This is a genomic window from Arthrobacter sp. GMC3, from assembly GCF_002929305.1.
Lineage (GTDB): Bacteria > Actinomycetota > Actinomycetes > Actinomycetales > Micrococcaceae > Specibacter.
In genome coordinates, this window is record NZ_PJIO01000004.1 from 38,050 (window position 1) to 56,356 (window position 18,307).

Below are 18,307 nucleotides of genomic sequence, written 5' to 3' on the forward strand. Positions count from 1 at the left end.
TTGCCATTACGACGTCGGCAGGAGCTGGGTTGCGCTGAGCCGGTCAAATGCAGCATCGATGTGCGGATCAGTCCGAGAACGCGAGGGATCTGCGTCAAACCAGGCGACTGACTCCCGGAGCCCGTCGAGGAGGCTGCGCTGTTCGGTAAAGCCGGGGACGAGCCGCTGCAGACGTGAATTGTCGTACAGGACGGTGTGCCTGAAATCTTCGACCAGGACCAGGTCCATCCAATCGACCTCGCGGCCAATGTCTGCACTCGACTTGTGCACCAAAGACGGAGTGGAAACTCCGGCAGCGCGGGCCAGTGTGCGATGAATTTGGTCCCAAGTTAGTGCTGTCTCGGAAGTGATGTGGATCTGCTCGCCCACGGCCCGCTGGTTGGCGAGCAAAGGAACAAATGCGGCGGCAAAATCATCAGCGTGCATGATGTTCCACAGGGATGTGCCATCTCCGTGAACCACCACGGGCTTTCCGGCGCGGAAGCGGTCAACGGCAGTCCATCCCGACAGCACAGGAAGGGTGGTCCGGTCATAAACATGCGATGGTCGCACAATTGTGGTGGGGAGGCCGTCACGGTAGGCAGCCTCCACGGTGTTCTCACACAGGATCTTGTTGGCCGGATAGTCGAACAATCCAGCGCGGCGGGGCGAAGATTCACGGATCGGCAGCAGTGGCGCCGGGTGTGCGTACACCGAGCACGTGGAGAGGAAGACGTACTGGTCAACGCGATCTGCAAGGACCGAGAGTTCGGCGCTGACATCTACCGGCGAATAGCCAACAAAGCTGGCAGCGGCATCGAAGTGCTCAGAGCCGAGCACCTCAGCGAATTCTGCGGGGTTGTGGACGTCTGCGTGAAGGGTGCGCACGCCCGCAATAGCGGGGCGGGTTGTTGTGCGTCCCCTGTTCACCACAGTCACATCCAACCCTGCGGCAACGGCCCGGGCCGCCACGGCAGAGCTGATGACGCCGGTTCCTCCCAAAAGTACTACTCGCGCGCTCATACTTCTTCCTTTCCATAGACAAGTCGGGCTTCTTTGAGAGTCCTGTAGCTGGCACCCAGCGCCTCAATCATGTTTCCTTCAACCCGGTCAAGTTCGATGATGGTCCACTCGGGGTTCACTGCTGCGAGGGCCGGGCGCACGTCGACGGCACCGGTTCCGATCGGCACCATGACATCGCTGAGGCCGTGTCCCGGCCCGTCCTTGGCATGGACCGAGACCAGGCGATCGCCCAGGGACGTGGCCACCTTGACCATGTCCTTACCTGCAACGCCCACCCAATACAGGTCAAGCTGCATGAGGACCCGGGGATCGCTTTCCTCCTGCAGCACCTCGTACCAGGTGCGTCCCGCGTCGGATCCTGTGGCCTCAGCAAATTCGTAGTAGTGGTTGTGATAGGCAATTCGCATGCCATGGGCTGCTGCCCGCTCGGCAGCATCGTTGACGCGTTCAAGCCCGCGCAGCAGGGATTCCCGGTCCTTGAACTCTTCTTCCTCCAGGCTCCAGGCAAGAGTGTCCACGCCAAGCTCTGAGTAGGTCTCAAGCGTGGCCTCTCCGGTCTGCCCTGTCGGAAATGGGGCATGGGCCGAACAGACGTCCAGGCCGGCCCTATCTAGTGATTGGCGGAATTTCACAGGAGTGCGCCCGTAGAGATCTATGGTTTCGACTGCAAGGAAGCCTTGGCCAGCCAGTTCAGCTAGCACCCGGTCAAGGTCCTTGCGGGCAGCGGAGTGCACCGACCACAATTGGACCGCAGCGGGTCTCATGATGTTCGCTCCTCAGCAGTGGCGGCATCGGGGCCGATGAAACGCCCGTTACCCAAGGGGAACCTTGTCGACCAGGTCTGAACCGAGTCCAGCGTGACACCCCCGGCCCAAAGGACAGCTTGACGAAGCAATTGCCGAAAATGCGGGTTGCCCCAAGCCCTCATGTCGTGGCCGAGCGCCACATACACCACCCGCCCTTCACCGTGATTGCGTACATAGACAACCGGTTGGTGCTCACCCTCGGGGGTTACACGGTGGGCAAGGACTCGGACGTCAGCGTTAACCTCAATCACGTAGAACTCATCTTCAAGGTGAAAGTCCGTCATGTGCGCCGTCACTGCGTGATCCTCAGCCACGATGACTTGGTAATAGCCTTCCGAGCCGTGGTCGCCGTGAGAGAGGTACCGCGATCCGAAGAGGTCGTGCGCAATGCCGTCGCCGGCCATCCCCGCCTCAGTGAACCCGAATAGGTTACTGCTGTGAAGTATTACCAAACCTTTGCCGGCTGCGACGTCGTCGGCCAAGGCCTTCTGCTGCGCCACGTCGAAGACAACCGACGAACGGTACAGCACGTACACATCTGCCTCGGCTGTGGCCGGAGGCTGTTGGATGAAGCGGTCCAGGCCGAGGGCGGCGTCAGCGACGACGCCACCCTCAGCCACCACATCACGCAGGGCGGCAGCAGCACCCAACAGGTCGTGGTGCAGATCGGTGCCATCGACAATGATCTGGGCCCGTAAAGGGGAGGCTAGTTTCACGCCTTGACCGCCTCAGCAAATTCAGTCGCGATCTTCTCGCCTCCATTGCTCTTCCAAGTAGAAACGGCGCTCTTCAACGAAGCGGAACTTGACCGGCCAAGAAAAACGGCCGTAATGGCATCCGTCATGCCCTGCTCAAGCGAGGCGCCCTTGCTGTTTTGGGTCGGGGAATAGAGGTGGGCGGTTGGATCTTCCGCCAGGTACGGGATGACCGAGGTCTGCCAGGCGTGGATTGCAGCGTCAACTCCGGGGGCACCCTGAGGATTCACCAAGACCTGCGGTCCGCCAGCAATGTAGGCGAAACCAAGGTCCTGTTCTCGCTGGCCACGTTCTGTAAGGATGGCGACGCCGTCGCGCATCTCATAGTTTGTCCCCTCCTGGCCGTATGAAGCAATGAATGACTCCTTTGAGCCGAACGGTGCGCACAACCAGTTCATGGTCTTCAGGAATTGGTCGATCTTCTTCTCATCGGTGGTCTTCTTGAGCATGGTGATGGCGTAGGCGCCCTTGCCGGTCCAATAGGTGGGTGTGGCGGTGCCGTCGAAGCCGAAGGACGGCATCATGCTGAACACGAGGTTGCGGTCGTCGGCGATGATGCCGAATGCGCGATTGCCGTCATACGTCATGGCAAGCTTGGAGGTGCGGAACAGTGAATCGCGACGGGTCTTCTCAAGAGTTGCGGTGTCCGGGTGGAAATAGCCGGCCTTGTAGTACGTGGCCATTTTCTCGATGGCGGGGATGAACTGTTCCGATTCAAAGTGGGAAGTAAACGTGCCGTCGCTGGCTTGCGTCCACTTGTTTTGCACTCCGTAGGATTGCAAAATGAAGTCGGTGATCGGGTTGCCGAGTGCGTAGACGCCGGCTTTCGGGTCTGTCACTGCTTTCATGGACTCCTCGAACTCCTCAAGGGACTTCGGGGTAAGGTTGGCGCCTGCCTTCTCGAAGACATCCGGCTTGGTGTACATCTGACCACCGAAAACCGGGTCGGTCTTGGGTACTCCGTACATCCTGCCGTTGAGCAGTCCGTTCTTCCAGGCGTAGGGAGGGATTCCTGCAAGGTTGGGGTACTTCTTGACGGCGTCGCCGGAGATGAAGTCCGAGAGATCGGTGAACTGGGTCTTGGCCAACTCGGGCAGCCGGTTCACCGTCATGTTTACGGGTACGGAGACCACGTCGGGCAGGTCGTTGCCGGCAACCATGGCCGGGAACTTTTGCGGGAAGTCTGCGTACGGCACCATGACTGGCTTGAGCTTGAGGTTCAGCTCCTTGTTCAGGATTTGCCAGTAGGCGTTCTCTTCCAAGGGCGGAGCGGGCTGGCCGTACGTCATGACCAGGAATTCAAATTCGCTACCGTCGCCTACGACGTCTTTGACGGTGACCGGGCCATTCATGGGGAATGAGGCGTACACGTCCATGACACCGTCGCTCGTGCCAGGCAGGGTGGGTGTTGGCTTGACGGGTGCCGCAAAGGCTGGCAAGGCAACGGCTTCCTGACCACCGGCAAGTGCTGTCTTGCTTCCATTCGAACAGGCCGTCAGCGCGGCAGGTGAAAGCACCAGGCCTACGGCACCAAAGAGGGAGAACTTGAGCATCTTGCGGCGGGGAATGCTGGAAGTGGGGGCGCCGAATGAAGAACCACTGTGTTGCGTCATGACGTTGTAACTCCTTGTAGGTGATGGGGTAGCTAGGTGTGTTGGATGCTGATTGGTGAAGCGTGTTTAGCCCTTGACAGCCCCGGTGAGCATGCCCTTGGACATGTGTTTGGTGAGGAAAGGGTAAGCGAGCAGGATGGGGATGGTGGAGATGACAACGAAAGCCATTTGGACGGCTTGTTGTGGTGGGCGGACCATTCCGGGAATCTGTTGTGCCGTGCTGGAGATGTTGTTCTGCAGCACGAATGAGCGCATAAGCAGCTGGAGCGGCCATTTGTCGGTGTCGGTAAGGTAAAGCAGCGGACCAAAGTAGTTGTTCCAGTAGCCCACGGCCAGGAAGAGACCAACGACGGCGATTGACGCTCGGGAGAGCGGGATGACCAGCTGCCACAGGACCCGCCATTCGGAGGCACCGTCGATTCGTGCCGCCTCAAACATCTCCTGCGGGATGCTTTGGATGAAACCGCGGATAATGATGATGTTGAAGGCGCTGACAGCACCGGGGATGATGAGCGCCCAGTAGGTGTTCAACATGCCCATGTTCTTGACCATGAGGTAAACCGGAATCATGCCCGGTCCAAACAGCAAGGTAATGAGCACGAAGGTCAACAGGCCCTTTTGGAACAGCGAACCCTTGCGGGACAGTCCGTAAGCGGCAAGCACGGTGCACGTCAGGCTGAATAGCGTGCCAACCACGGTGATGCCAACGCTAATGATGATTGACCTGGTCACCTGGGTGCCGTTGAAGATCTGGCGGTAGGCCTCAAAGGATATTTCAGTCGGAATGATGACGTAGCCACCATTGCGGTCAATCTCAGTTTGGGTTGCAAGCGATGTGGAGACCACGACCAGGAACGGGAAGATGACCAAGGCACACATCAAAACAATGCCGAGGGCGCGTGACACGGAGGCGAACGGAGTAGGCTTCCCCATCCATGCGGGGCGGGTTTCAGTTGAGCGACTCATGATTTGTAGATGCCGTCCTCTCCAAGTTTGTGGGCGAATTTATTGGCAGCGAGCACCAGAACTAGGGAGACCACTCCCTTGAGCAGGCCGGCAGCGGTTGCTGCACCCCAGTTGCCGTCCACCACACCATTGAAGTAAACAAAGGTGTCCAGCACTTCCGCTGCGCCCGGCCCCACGGCGTCGCGCTGGAGCAGGATCTGCTCGAAGCCCACTGTGAGGGAATCTCCGAGGCGCAGGATGAGCATGAGCACGATAATCGGGCGCATGCCCGGCAGCGTTACATGCCAAAACCGCTTGAAGGATCCGGCTCCGTCGATGGCCGCTGCCTCGTACTGGCTGGCGTCGATCGCTGCGATGGCCGCCAGAAAGATGATGGTGCCCCAGCCTGCGTCCTTCCAGATGCCCTGGAAGGTGATCAGCAGTTTGAAGGTTTCGGGGTTGGACATGATGTCCAACGGCGAGATGCCGTTGTTGATCAAGAAGCGGTTGACGACGCCGGCGCCGCCGAACATCTGCTGGAACAAGGCCACAATGATGACCCACGACAGGAAGTGGGGAAGGTAGATAACTGACTGGGTAAACTTCTTGACCCCCGAGCGCATCACCGAGTTCAGGAACACGGCGAGCATGATGGGGACGGGGAAAAATAGGATCAGCTGCAGTGCAGTGACTTGAAGCGTGTTGGAGAAGGCATTCCAGAACCCGGCGTCGGCAAAGAGGGCTGTGAAGTTGTCAAAGCCAACCCACTCCGAATCCCTGATGCCCAGGAAAGGCACATAGTCCATGAATGCAATGACGTTGCCCAGAAGCGGTATGTAGGTGAACAGCATCAGGACGATGACCGCCGGTGCGACCATAATAAGCAGGGGGTAGTCCCGCCGCCAACGGGCCAGGAAGGGCACCTTGCGATCAGGTTCCCCAGACTGCAGGTCCTTCCTGGACAACCGGCGGACCGGTGCTGGGGCGGTCGATTTTACGTCGATTGCCACGCGTGCCTCACTTCCCCTTCGGCCCTGGCGCTTCCTTGCAAACCAGACAAGACCAGAAGGTGAATGAAACATACCACTAGAAACAACAGTGGAACAAGTGGTTGTGAAATTTGATTTTGGTCTTCGGTTGTCTTATGAGCCGAAACACTTTCGGTGAACCTTCAATGAACTTTCAGCTAACTGTCACCGCGGCTATACCCTGGAGTAGCCTGGTGGGGAGTGAAGCCAGTGGGCGTGGCCACGCACTTCCTCTACATTACCGAGCATTTCACGTGGACCCGTCTCCGGTGCGGAACGCTCCCGGAATTACGAAAAGCCACCCAGGGCTTGCTTGTTGGATTGCCTGGGGCGAATGCGCCGTTTCTGAGGAGTTGCGATAGGAACCACTAGGACCGGAAGGTGACAAAGAATTCAAATCATGCTTATGTGGTCTTATGTTGTATTGTGATGCACCACACGAAAATGTCCATGACAGGTACGCTTCCCTTGTCCCGCGCCCCCAAAGCATTGAGCCAGGCCTGGGTGAGCTTGAACTGTGCGCAGGTTTTGGGCTCAGTGTCGAAGGTCCCGATTCAAGCGCAGTGGCCCATGCAAGTCTCAGGACCCTGGCCCGGCACGGTCTGCTGGGTTCCCCGGACGGTTCGAGCCCCGTCCGGCTCTCTGTGCGCACCGGGGTGACGCCCGAAGGTGCAGCATACGGAGGGTATCGGCTTGAAATTGAAACGGACGGCGTTGAGATCACCGCCACCGACGCCGAAGCTGTGGTCAATGCCTTCACCACGTTGACCCAGCTATTGCCCGCATCCGCGCTACGCCGAGACGGCCTGCCGCACGGTGCCTCCGTTGTGCTTCCTGTGGGAGTCATTGAAGATGCGCCCGCATACCCCTGGCGCGGCGCTATGCTCGACGTTGCCCGCCACTATCAGCCGCCCCGCACAGCGCTGCGCTACATTGACCTGCTCGCGGCCCACAAATTCAATAGGCTGCATCTGCATCTGACTGACGACCAAGGATTCAGGATTATCTCTGAGGCTTTCCCCCGGCTGGAGGAAGCCGCAGCGTGGCGCCCCTCGACCAAGCTGGGCCCCGAAGGGGAACCGGACAACACCCCGCACGGCGGTATCTACACTATGGCCGACCTTGCCGAGATCGCCAGTTACGCACGTGAACGTGGCATCGAATTGGTTCCGGAAATTGATGTGCCAGGGCACACAAGTGCCCTGCGCGCGGCCTATCCGGAGTTAGGCAGGCCGGGGGAGGACCACCAGATTCAGGACACTGTCTGGGCTGGCGGGTCATCCGTGAGCCCTGCCCGCCATACGGCAGAAATGCTTGGCGCTCTCCTTGAGGAGCTCGTCACCGCGACGCAGGTGAAGTATGTGCACCTCGGGGGCGACGAATGTGACATGTCCTGGTGGGCCGGGGATCCTGTCATTGCTGCGGAGATGGCTGAACACGGGTACACCCAGCCCGAACAGATGCACGGACATCTGCTGCGCACCCTTGCCGGGCGCCTCGCAACCCTGGGCGTCCGCGCCCTCGTGTGGGATGAGGCAGTCCTGACCGGGGGAGTTCTGGAAGATACCATCGTGACTGCCTGGCGCGGAGATACGGCGCAGGCACGTTCGGCCCGGACCCAAGATGTGGTGCGTTCTCCGCTCTACCCCACATATTTCAACTTTGACCAATCCGACGACGAAAGTGAGCCCCGATCAGAGGGTGGGCCCATGACCGTCGAGGACGTTGCAAAGTTTGAGCCGATCCCCTCGGATTGGGATGCGCAACAGGCAGGTCACGTGTTGGGTGGGCAGTTTCAGATCTGGACCGAATGGGTCAATTCAGAACGCAAGCTTGATTACTTGGCATTCCCGCGGGCCTGCGCCTTGGCCGAGGTGCTTTGGTCCGGCCCCGTCAGTAACGTGCCGGAACTTGTTGGCCGGATCAAGTCTCATCTGCCGCGACTGGACGCCCTGGGGGTTGAATACCGGCCTTTCGAGGGGCCTAAGCCGTGGCAGGCGGGGGGCACCGGCGTATGGCAGCGCACTGCTCGGGGCACCATGGATGCCACCAGAAAGTGGCTCGACTCGGTGTCTGACCAGGCATCGTAGCCGAATTTGTGAGATCTAGATAAGGACCCCGTCAGTTTCGCCGGGGTCCTTATCTTTTGCGTCAGTTGGAATACTTTGTGGGCAGGTTTAGAGCTCCAAAACCATGGTCGAGCCCCAGGCCTGCACCCGGGCCTCCCTGAATCCCATGGCCAGGTAGAACTTACGGGCGCCGGGATTGCCCGAACCTACACCGAGGTGCAGACCGGTCACTCCACGTGCACGGAGCGCGGTGATCAACGTTTGGATCAGTGAGCGGCCAGCGCCGGCACCTTGGGCTCGCGGAAGCAAATCAACGTGAAGATGGGCAGGATAGTTCTTGAGTATCTCGTCGTGAGTGGGGCTTGCCTCATGGAGTGCCCGAATGCGAAGCCAGTCCTGACTTCCATCACCCGGGTCCGCTGCAAGGATAGCTGGGTACTGTTTGCGCAGCGGGGGCCACCAGTTTTCTTCGCACCAATGCTCGAAAGCGTTGGTGTCCGCTGTCGCAACGACGTAGCCGGCCACTCCCTGAGAGTCGGCTAGCACAAATGTTAGCCCCGGATCTGCGGTCGGATAGGGGCCCGCGTAGATATGTCCAAGCAGGTGTTGATTGGCGTACAGGTTTCTTGCATCTTGGCCAGAATCGCCGGTGCGTAGGCACACGTCGTAGAGGCCGGGCATGTCTATGGGTTGAAATGCTCGAATGGGCACAGTAAAGATTCCTTGGGGTTAGCGGGCGGAAGAAACAGCAAGCAGGTACCAGCCTGAGTGGGGGATCCATTGTTCGGCCCAGCGCCAAGCGTCGCCTTGTTGTGCCGGGCCTTGTGGAAGAAATGTGATGTCATTCTCGTCAGTGAATCCGGAGGTTACTCCGTTCAGGATCCCGCCCGGTAAGTTTTGGAAGGCGGTTGAATACTCGGCATTGTTGAAGCCGCGCCCTTGCAGCATTGAGGTGTCGAAGGGGTTTAGGCCCGTCACCCAGTGCACCAAGTCATTGGTGAGGCGACGTAGCCGAAGCGCGGTTTCCGGCGTCGTGCTTGCAAGGTCCGCAACACGGGATGCCGCATACGCGACGGAGGAGATGTTGGCATTTTCTCCCTGCCACCAGTATCCAGTCTCATTTTCATGGGGATAGAAGAAGGTGTTTCGCGGCGACTGGCCCAGCCCCTGCGTGTATTGGCGTAGGTAGCCGAAGGGGTTGGACGTGCTGTCAACACGGGTGAGTGTCGCCACCATGAGTGCAGTTGCCAGTTGTTGGGCCGCAGCAATCTGCTCCGGGTCCTGCGCGACGTCGGCCCAACGCAACAAGGCGATCGCCGGCAGGCCGGTTTCAGCCGCATGGAAGAACGGTGTGCCGTCCACATCTCCTGAGAGGTAGCCGACGTCGTCTGCATCGGTGCGCCAGCGGCTGGCAAGGTTCTCGGCGCGCTGTTTGCCGGCCTGGACGACTGCGGCAAGTAACTCTGCCTTCTGCTCCGGGCCCCAGTCCTGAGGCACGGCATCCTCTTGTGCTGTGCGCAGGGCGTTGGTGAGTTCGGCGGCGGCCATCAAGGCACAGTAGTCATCGATTACCGATTCCGTGCCGTCGAAGGAGTACTCGGTGTTGTGTTCTTCAAGGTGGGTGAAACCGCGGGCAGCGGCGTTGAGATAGTCGGCGCGGCTTGCTTCGCTGCCATCAATCTCCAGAGTTGCTGCTCGGGCCAGTGCGGCAATCGCCATACCTCCTCCGTGGCGGTATGCGGCCTGCCACCGTTGCGTCCGCACGCTGTTTTGCAGGGGTGCATTGATCACGCGTTCATCGAGGTTTTTGGTCAGGGCGTCGAAGATTGCAGTGTAGAAGTAGCCTTCGCGAGACTGGAATCGAACGAGGAAGTCGGCACCGTACAAGGCCTCATCACGCAGCCTGGCACCGAGGTGGGCGGCCATCTCAGGGTGGCGTGCGGCCAGTTCGTCGCGAGCAGCCGCGAAGGCCCAGGCACACAAGGGAATCTGCTGGGGGCTCATCATACGCGTGTAGGTCAGGTGTGAAAGGAATTTTGACATGTCCCCTGAAGCGTCAAGCCACCCCCCATGCGCGTCAACCTCCGCACCTGAATTGTCGGCGAAGAATTTTGCGTGGGTGTCTTTGCGGTCGATTTCGCCAAAAGAGCGCGATGACCGGAAATAGGCCAATACGTCAGAGATGGTCTGCTGTTGCAGGCGGCTTGGGCCCACTACAAAAGTGCGTGAGGAGAAAGTGCCCTCCGGGGTATCGACTTCAACGTGGTAACTGCCGGCCTTCCGTGTCTCCGGAAGAGAAATGCGCGCGTACCAGCCTGTTCTCCAACCGAAAACTTCCTGCCAGAAAGGGGTGTCGAGGATCGTGGTGTCCCCGGTTGGTCCGATGAGCCGGGCTTCGTTAATAGTCGGCTGATCGGGTGCATTGAGCACAACTGCGGCGCTGCCTTCATTCGAATAGCCAAGGTGGTTGGCCAGGACGGTTACTGGGGCGGGCTGCGCCATTGGGTCTCCGGTCTGCTGGTAGTAATCACTTAAGACCACACAATACATGATTGTTGATCTCGAATGCCGGTTGACGCTTGGCGGGCATGCCAATGTGAATCGTCCCTGCTTTGATGCCGCTGACTTTTTGAGAAAGCACAACCACTTGATGTTCTTGGCTGTGTTTGCAACGACGTCCTGACTGAAATGACGAAGGCCGCGCGCTTGCAGCGGGACCTTCTGACCGAGCCGCCTGAAACCTCCCGTAATGAAGGAGAAATAACGGCAACATGGTCGATATCATTGTTGCGCGTATGCCGCAGGAACAAGGCTCAAGAGTCACGAATGGCAAGCGGGGATTGATCCTCGGGCCTACAGTGGGCTGCTAAATCGTGATAACAAACGAGTGATTTTGAGTACTCAGCCGCCTTTGACCGGCGGTGATAGTTGTCGTTGGTGTATACATTCGGTTGAATTTCCGGCTGTTTGGTGCGGGCTGTTTCGGGTGGTGCTAACGGTTGGAATTTTCAGGGTTCCTGGCCCACTGAATGCCGCTTTGTTGTGGGGTCGCGTTGCTCTGCTGACGTCGAATGGGGACATCCCGGTGTGGATCATTCCTTTGCGCGGCGGGTCTGGTTGGGATTTGGTCTGGAATGATCAGGTGGGCTGAAGTGATCGCTCTCGTGTGGCCGGAGGGAGCGCTAAATTCGCCTTGTCGGGGACGGTTTGAATCGCAGAGCGTGCGGTTGTTGAGCATTTCGTCGAAACGAGAGGCGTAGTTGGGGATAAGTTGGGCATCGTCGATGTCCCTCCACGAACTTCAACTCGCCAGGTGAAGGAGTCAAGCAAGGCCGGGGCAGCCCCCTCGGCGTTGGGGCGTGAAGATCGGATCGGGTGTCATCGGGATTGTGTTCGAGTGGGTCAATTGGTGTAACCATGACCGCCTCCGTTTCGCCCGGGGCAACCAATTCCTCGAAGGTTTATGGCAAACATACTATGCTCGACAAATCGGGTTCCTATCCGGATGCCTGCAAAGCGATGCCATGATTCCCGGCAGGGTTCGCTGATCGATTTTTGCAAGGATAACAATGAGTGCTCGACTGGATACTTGAGAAGCGGGCAGCTCTGTCAACGAAGTTCAGGGAAGTCTTCAGGGAAATAGTGATCGGTCTACTGAGGGTCATTCACGTGATTTTTCGTCCAAGGAGTGGAAGATGAATGGGTTGCGGAACAATGTAGGCGGGGCGCGTCCAGTGGTAGCCCCAACGGTTAGGGTGGCTCGATGCGGGCCGGGAGTTCTGTGAAGAATGCTTTCAGCGCTCTGGCATGGCTTTCCTTCTACGTTCTCTTTTGTATAGCGCCGCTCCTTCTCGCCCTGGGCCATCCCAGCTCGACAGGGCGCTCGTTCCTGATCGATTTCTCGGTGGCACTCGGTTTTGTCGGGTTATCGATGCTGGCCTTCCAGTTCGTGTTAATTGCCCGGTTCAAAGTTGTTGCGGCACCTTTCGGGATCGATGCCTTGCTTAAATTTCATATCCAAATCACTTTCGTGGGGCTCATCTTTGTGGTGGCGCACCCGGTGCTGCTGTTCATCGCAGATGCCCAGTACCTAGCTTTACTGAATCCGGTGACGGCACTCTGGCGGGCAAGGTTCGCCGTGCTTAGTGTTCTCGCGCTCCTGGTGTTGATCGGGTTATCGGTGTGGCGCAAGCGTCTTCGGCTGCGCTATGAAGTTTGGAAACTAACGCATGGCCTCATAGCTGTCGCCGTAGTCCTCTTTGGGCTCCTCCATGCCAGTTTGGTTGGCTACTTTGTCACCGGAACCCTGCGCCATCTTCTTTTCGAGGGCTACATTGGCATCCTGATTTTCCTGTTGGTGTGGGTCCGTCTGATTAGTCCGCTGATGAGGCTCCGACGCCCCTGGCGTGTTGTGGAAGTGAAGCCGGAACGAGGTAACGCCACGACCTTGGTGATTGCTCCCGTTGGACATGACGGATTTCGTTTCAAACCAGGACAGTTCGGTTGGATTGCCATTGGACGATCCCCGTTTAGCATCACCCAACATCCGTTCTCTTTCTCCTCGGCGGCCGACACGCAACCAGGAGGATCCATCAGCATGACCATCAAGGTTGCCGGTGACTTTACAGAGACTATTTCACGTGTGGAGGCCGGGACCCGGGTGTACGTCGACGGTCCCCACGGTGTATTTAGCATGGACCAACGCCAAGGCCCTGGATATGTTCTCGTAGCTGGCGGTGTTGGCGTGACCCCGATGTACAGCATGCTATTGACAATGCTGGTGCGGGAAGACGTCCGGCCCGTGACATTGTTCTATGCCAGTGCAACCTGGGAAGATGTGGTCTTGCGTGAGGAGTTGGAGCAGCTCAGCGATCGGATGCCCAACTTCAACCTCATCCACGTGATTGGAACACCGCCTCCGGACTGGGACGGGGAAGTGGGCCGGATCTCAGTTGAAATGTTGGAACGCCGGTTACCAGCCCAATACAGGCGCTACGAATTTCTCATTTGCGGATCAACACCCATGATGGACGCGATGGAGGAGGCCCTAGCGCAGGTGGGCGTGCCCTACAGCCAGGTTAGTTCCGAACGCTTCGACATGATCTAAGGAAGTCACAATGCGCCAAGCCTGGACAACCCGACTCGTCGTTATCATCGGCGGAGTCCTTCTCCTAGCCAGCATCATTTTCGGACTGGCCCGAATATAGAAGCCCGTGGGGTCTGCGACAGCCGTGGCCCCGACTAGGAGACACGCGGATTCCATGAGCCTAGACCCACACCTCATCTGGCGGCCAGTTGGAACCGTCGGGTAGCCGCCCTTACGATCGAGAGTTGCTTGGCGATGTCTGCCGCACACTTCGGTTGGCTGATGCGTCTTGTCAAAGAACACGTCATGGGCAACACTGGTGTGCGCGCTCAACCATTGTTCTCGCGGCGTTCCTGGATAGGATCCAAGCGACATACCTCGCAAAATGGAGCGACGTCGGGGGCGCGATGGAGGCCTCTGATATTCAGCATTGAAGCTACTGATGTGCCCGGAGCAGCCCGCCAAACGACGACCGAATGTCAGGGAGGATTTCTTGAAGTGCTCTGGTACTTGGAAATGTGTTAGCACTCGAATTGCCGTTTAGCCCTACAATGTGTGGATCCCTCCAGATGTTGAGATATGCCGCATTATGATCGCAGCCACTCCCGGCAGGCGGTGACCAGTGCCGCGACTCCGCGATCAAGCGTCGGCTGGATTTCCGGGGCAAAAAAGGGCGAATGATTCGACGGAATATCACGGTCTATCGTCCCCGCGTTCGCGGCCGCGAGGTACTTTTCCGGGTTTGCGCCACCGAGTATCCAGTAGACTAGGGGCGCACCGACCGCCGTCGCGAGCAGGCCAACGTCTTCGCTGCCGGACACGGGGCCCGGGTCAATGACGGCATCTTCGCCGAACGCAGACCGGAATGCAGCCATCGTGCGCTCGGTGGACACACGGTCGTTGATTGTCACCGGAAACGATTCGGCGAATTCGATGAGTGCCTCGGCGGCGCCCGCCGCGGCGGACTCGGCATGAACTATGCGCTTGATCGCGGTGATGATGCGCTGCCGCACTTCCTCGCTGTAGGCGCGCATGCTTAGTCCGAGCTCGGCGCTCTCCGGGATGATGTTGTTCTTGGTGCCAGCGTTGATTCGCCCGACGGTCACCACGGAGGTTTCCTGCGGTGCGATCTCGCGGGAGACGATGGTCTGCAGCCGGCCCACGATGGCTGCGGCGATCACAATCGGATCGATCGTCGTCTCGGGTCGGGACCCATGGCCGCCGCGTCCACGCACAGTGATGTCGATGCTGTCGGCTGAGGCAAAGGCCGCACCGGGGTGGGCGCCGAGGGTCCCGGCTGGTGCGGGCCCGACGTGCTGGCCGAGTACCACGTCCGGCACTGGCACTTTCTCATAGAATCCGTCGTCGAGCATTGCTTGGGCGCCGCCGCCGGCTTCCTCAGCCGGCTGGAACACGGCGACAACCGTGCCGGCCCATTGCGCCCGCGTGGCGGCCAGTTCCCGGACCGCGCCGATCAGACATGCGACGTGCACGTCGTGCCCGCACGCGTGCATGACACCGGCCACGGTGCTCGCGTATCCGAGGCCGGTAGCCTCCGTAACGGGCAGCGCATCCATGTCAGCCCGCAGCAGTACCGTCGGTCCGTCGCCGTTGTGAAGTACCCCGGCCACGCCTGTGATCCCGATACCCTCGATGACATCGAATCCCGCCGCCCGGAGTTCAACGGCGGCCATAGCGGCCGTACGTGTCTCCTGAAAAGAGAGTTCCGGATGAGCATGCAGGTCACGGTAGAGTTCATCGATCGTCATGGACTTATCCTGCCGCGTCATCCTCGCCTAACGCAACAGATCATCGAAGGGCAGACACATCGCATGCTGCCAGCCTCGACCCGTTACTGAGCGCCAGTCAGACTTCTCGGTGTCCCGTTTCCTGGCGGAATAGAACGGGGCGTGCCATCACCATGCGGTAACAGCTCACTATGGCCCCTTGCTGGTGAAGAAGGGACATGAACGTTGGTATCAGAGCATGGGTTTTGAGGCTCAAGTATGCCCTGACCTGGCGAGACATATTTCAGATCTTGTTCCGCGCGGGAACACATCCAGCTGACTGGATGGTCTCGTTCGCCGGGCTGTCCGCAGGCCCGTTCGGGGTGCAGTGGCATGTAATCGCGTGGGCGTGGAGGTCCGCCCAAGTGCGGTCGACGTACCGACCGCACTTCCCCCCAATCGGACTGCAAGTGACGCTTCAGCGAATCCTGAATCGTCCCTAGGATGATTCTAAAGTTCAGTTGAATCAAAAACAAACTGGCCGACCCGATTATTTGTGATCCCTTCAGGTCACTGCGGTTTCCGGTCCACCTAGACCGGTGGTTAAGATGGACCTCCCCCGGATTCCCTAGCAACCCGGAATGGTGGAACTTCGGGAAGCAAGTCTGGATATGACCCAGAGAGGCCACCAAGGCTTGCTGCAAGTCCTGGGGGCGTCAACCCCGCCAGGTCCCAGAGCCGGTCGGAACGGTACCAGTGGTCCATGGTGACCATGTCAATCTGGTGACTACTAAACCCGGCTAGTTCCATGGACATCCTTGCCTGAACCACATGGGGTGAATACGTAGGCTCATTGGTCCGGAAGGCAGTAGCGACAGCTCGAAGCAGTCGGGACACGGCGATCGGCTCCGGGTATGCGGCGTGAAAGGCCTGCCCTCGTTGAGGAGGGGTGAGTGCGAGTCCTCCTACTAGATGGCCTAGGTCGGCTACTCCTATGATCGACAACAGAGCAGAACCGTCGCCAGGCCATTCGCCGCCAGCGGCCATCATTTTCAACAGCCCTGGAATGACCCACCGATCGCCGCGGCCAAACACAAGATTTGGCCGCACCACCTCACCTCCGTTGCTGAGGACCATCTGCTCGGCACGGGCACGACTGATGCTGGAACCCGATGACGGGTGGTACTCGGGCTCGCTCGCGGACAGGCCACGGTGAGGTCCTGTCCCGTAGACGGCGGCGGTGCTGACATAGATGATTCGCTCTATTCCGGCGCGCTGGCATTCATCGATGACATTCATCGTGCCAATTTCATTGACTTCGCGTGTCTTCTCCGGGTCGGGCCCAATGTAGGAAGCCGAATGCACGACGACGTCGATCCCTGGCAGCGCAGCCCTCAGACTTTCGGGAGCCGTAATGTCCCCGTACACGGTGGTAGCGTGGAGATTTCCGGGGCTGTGGTGGGGCTGGCGCCTGAGCATTGTTACGTGGGCCTGGCCCGATTGTGCCATGGAGGTGGCAACGTGGCTTCCTATGAATCCGGCAGCACCTAGGACGAGGATTCTGGAGTCGTTGCTACTGGCAGGTGATGGTTTCACTGATCTCGGTTCCTGGTTGGAAACATTCTTTAGAGTATCCCCGATTGCCACGCAGAGAAGGTCTTCCCTCACCATGCAACAACGTGCCAAAGATACCCGCCGGGCCATCATTGGAGGGGCGGCGCTGGTCTTCGATGAAAAGGGCTACGCGAACGCAAGTCTGAGCGACATCACTGTGCGTGCGGCGGTGACCCGGGGCGCTCTCTACTTTCATTTCGAGTCAAAAGAGGAGCTCGCTCTGGCAGTGATCGCGGAGCAGCATTTGCGCGTCCGTAATCTATCTGCGGACCTGGCAAGCTCCGGGGAGTCGGCACTTCAAACAATCATTGGCATGTGTAGGCTTTTCGGTCAGCAATTGCTCGATGACTCGGTGGTGAGGGCGGGCATCCGTCTAACCTTTGAGTCGTCGGCCTTCAGCGCCAATGTCGCTTCGCCCTACAGGGACTGGATCACGACAATGGAGGCCCTGCTACGTCGGGCTCAGATCGAAGATACCGTGGCTAGGGATATTGACCCGGCGGCTTTTGCGCCTTTCCTGGTTTCCTCCTTTACCGGGGTGCAGTTGGTCTCGAACGTGTTGACCTCACGGGAGGACGTCCTGCAACGGATCGAAGAAATGTGGGAGTTCATGCTGCGGGCACTCGCCCCAGCTCGGTAACGGCCCCGAAGCGAAATGGTGGTGCGCGTCCTCTGCTAGTCGGATAGCTACGTCGCGGCAGTGAGAAGTCCCTTGAGGCCCACCACGACTCGATCGCCCTGAATTACCTCAACGGCCACCCGATTTGGTTCCACCCCTGACGATGGCACCACCACCTCAATGTCCTGACCGAACTCCACGATGTGAAAGAAGTCAGCACTGAACTGCGAGAAGTCAGCGTGGGGGACTCCATAGGATGCCCGCAGCGCCTGACGGGACGCTTCAATGAGCAGCATTCCGGGAACATGATCCAGCGGATGGTCAAAGAAGATTGGATGAGTCTGATCGACTACGAGCGGCCATCGCTGCGACCCTAGGAGACTCCCCAAAAGCACATTGCGGATGCTGTGGTGCCCCACGATGTAAGGTTCGAGCAGGCCTGTCTGAGTGGTGGTTTCGAGCGCATCTGCAGGTGCGCGACGGCTACGGTACCGTTCATACGCTGCGGCTCCGAGTATCCGGGCCGACGCGTTTCCTTGTCCGATTTCGGTGCCTGCCACGACGAACCTGGCATCGACGTCCAGCTGCGAGGGTATGCCTGACGAGCCTTGGATCTGCCGAATAGTGAGTTCAACGCTGACCTCGGCCGGACGGCTCCCGTCGAGTCTAGGGTTAGTCACTGTGATGTCCATGTGTGGCAATAGGAACTGGTGGTTCAGGGGGACACCCCGCGTGTGGGAAAGGGCTATGACTGCCTGTCTCAGAGTTTCTGCCATTAGGGCCGAATCCGTACCAGCCAGGTTGGCTCCATAAAAGACGTGCCACCTCGGCCATTGTGCACCCATCAGGACATGGTTAGCGCTATGGTGGTCGATATCCGTGATGAACACTTCGGATATTGCGCTCCGATGGACGAGCGCGCGGCGAATGGGCGCACCGAAGTTTAGCTCAGGCGACCCCGGTTCACGTTGCCAGCCAATCGTTTCCAGCTCATTCATAGACACCCCATGGTGAAATGTCTAAATTCTAGCGGTTGTTTGGCT

At 58.9% G+C, this 18,307-nt stretch carries 14 protein-coding genes; 3 read left to right on the forward strand and 11 right to left on the reverse strand.

Annotation, left to right across the window (positions count from 1 at the left end; translation table 11 throughout):
• Window positions 1-6 precede the first annotated feature (6 nt).
• The 6 genes from CXQ94_RS08650 to CXQ94_RS08675 form a co-directional block, all read right to left on the reverse strand.
• Window positions 7-1,002, reverse strand: coding sequence for an NAD-dependent epimerase/dehydratase family protein (locus CXQ94_RS08650; protein ID WP_104088628.1), 996 nt, complete (start codon window positions 1,000-1,002; stop codon window positions 7-9).
• Complete coding sequence (locus CXQ94_RS08655) at window positions 999-1,766, reverse strand: sugar phosphate isomerase/epimerase (RefSeq protein ID WP_104088631.1); 768 nt, start codon at window positions 1,764-1,766, stop codon at window positions 999-1,001. Before CXQ94_RS08655 ends, CXQ94_RS08650 begins: the two co-directional genes overlap by 4 nt.
• Entirely contained in the window at window positions 1,763-2,524 is a 762-nt protein-coding gene (locus CXQ94_RS08660; protein ID WP_104088635.1) for a ThuA domain-containing protein, read from the reverse strand. The genes CXQ94_RS08655 and CXQ94_RS08660 overlap by 4 nt, the downstream gene beginning before the upstream one ends.
• A complete protein-coding gene (locus CXQ94_RS08665; protein ID WP_104088637.1) occupies window positions 2,521-4,176 on the reverse strand; it encodes an extracellular solute-binding protein in 1,656 nt (551 codons plus the stop codon). Before CXQ94_RS08665 ends, CXQ94_RS08660 begins: the two co-directional genes overlap by 4 nt.
• A gap of 66 nt (window positions 4,177-4,242) precedes the next feature.
• A complete protein-coding gene (locus CXQ94_RS08670; RefSeq protein ID WP_104088640.1) occupies window positions 4,243-5,142 on the reverse strand; it encodes a carbohydrate ABC transporter permease in 900 nt (299 codons plus the stop codon).
• Window positions 5,139-6,131, reverse strand: coding sequence for a sugar ABC transporter permease (locus CXQ94_RS08675; protein WP_258066884.1), 993 nt, complete (start codon window positions 6,129-6,131; stop codon window positions 5,139-5,141). Before CXQ94_RS08675 ends, CXQ94_RS08670 begins: the two co-directional genes overlap by 4 nt.
• A 434-nt stretch (window positions 6,132-6,565) precedes the next feature.
• Here CXQ94_RS08675 and CXQ94_RS08680 point away from each other — a divergent pair, with 434 nt between their 5' ends.
• Entirely contained in the window at window positions 6,566-8,239 is a 1,674-nt protein-coding gene (locus CXQ94_RS08680) for a beta-N-acetylhexosaminidase (protein ID WP_104088646.1), read from the forward strand.
• A gap of 87 nt (window positions 8,240-8,326) precedes the next feature.
• On the opposite strand, the gene CXQ94_RS08685 is transcribed toward CXQ94_RS08680, so the two are convergent.
• Entirely contained in the window at window positions 8,327-8,929 is a 603-nt protein-coding gene (locus CXQ94_RS08685) for a GNAT family N-acetyltransferase (protein WP_258066886.1), read from the reverse strand.
• 18 nt (window positions 8,930-8,947) lie between these two features.
• Window positions 8,948-10,759, reverse strand: a complete 1,812-nt coding sequence (locus tag CXQ94_RS08690; RefSeq protein WP_258066887.1) for a glycoside hydrolase family 9 protein — start codon at window positions 10,757-10,759, stop codon at window positions 8,948-8,950.
• 1,240 nt (window positions 10,760-11,999) lie between these two features.
• On the opposite strand from CXQ94_RS08690, the gene CXQ94_RS08695 reads away from it, so the two are divergent.
• A complete protein-coding gene (locus CXQ94_RS08695; protein ID WP_181034138.1) occupies window positions 12,000-13,325 on the forward strand; it encodes a ferric reductase-like transmembrane domain-containing protein in 1,326 nt (441 codons plus the stop codon).
• 566 nt (window positions 13,326-13,891) lie between these two features.
• Here CXQ94_RS08695 and CXQ94_RS08700 read toward each other — a convergent pair.
• Window positions 13,892-15,073: an amidohydrolase gene (locus tag CXQ94_RS08700; RefSeq protein WP_104088655.1), complete on the reverse strand. Its 1,182-nt coding sequence runs from the start codon at window positions 15,071-15,073 to the stop codon at window positions 13,892-13,894.
• A gap of 561 nt (window positions 15,074-15,634) precedes the next feature.
• Window positions 15,635-16,627: an NAD(P)-dependent oxidoreductase gene (locus tag CXQ94_RS08710; protein ID WP_181034139.1), complete on the reverse strand. Its 993-nt coding sequence runs from the start codon at window positions 16,625-16,627 to the stop codon at window positions 15,635-15,637.
• Between the two features lie 73 nt (window positions 16,628-16,700).
• On the opposite strand from CXQ94_RS08710, the gene CXQ94_RS08715 reads away from it, so the two are divergent.
• On the forward strand, window positions 16,701-17,285 hold the full coding sequence (locus CXQ94_RS08715; RefSeq protein WP_104089258.1) for a ScbR family autoregulator-binding transcription factor: 585 nt from the start codon (window positions 16,701-16,703) through the stop codon (window positions 17,283-17,285).
• 47 nt (window positions 17,286-17,332) lie between these two features.
• On the opposite strand, the gene CXQ94_RS08720 is transcribed toward CXQ94_RS08715, so the two are convergent.
• Entirely contained in the window at window positions 17,333-18,262 is a 930-nt protein-coding gene (locus tag CXQ94_RS08720) for a ScbA/BarX family gamma-butyrolactone biosynthesis protein (RefSeq protein ID WP_104088664.1), read from the reverse strand.
• Window positions 18,263-18,307: the final 45 nt, after the last annotated feature.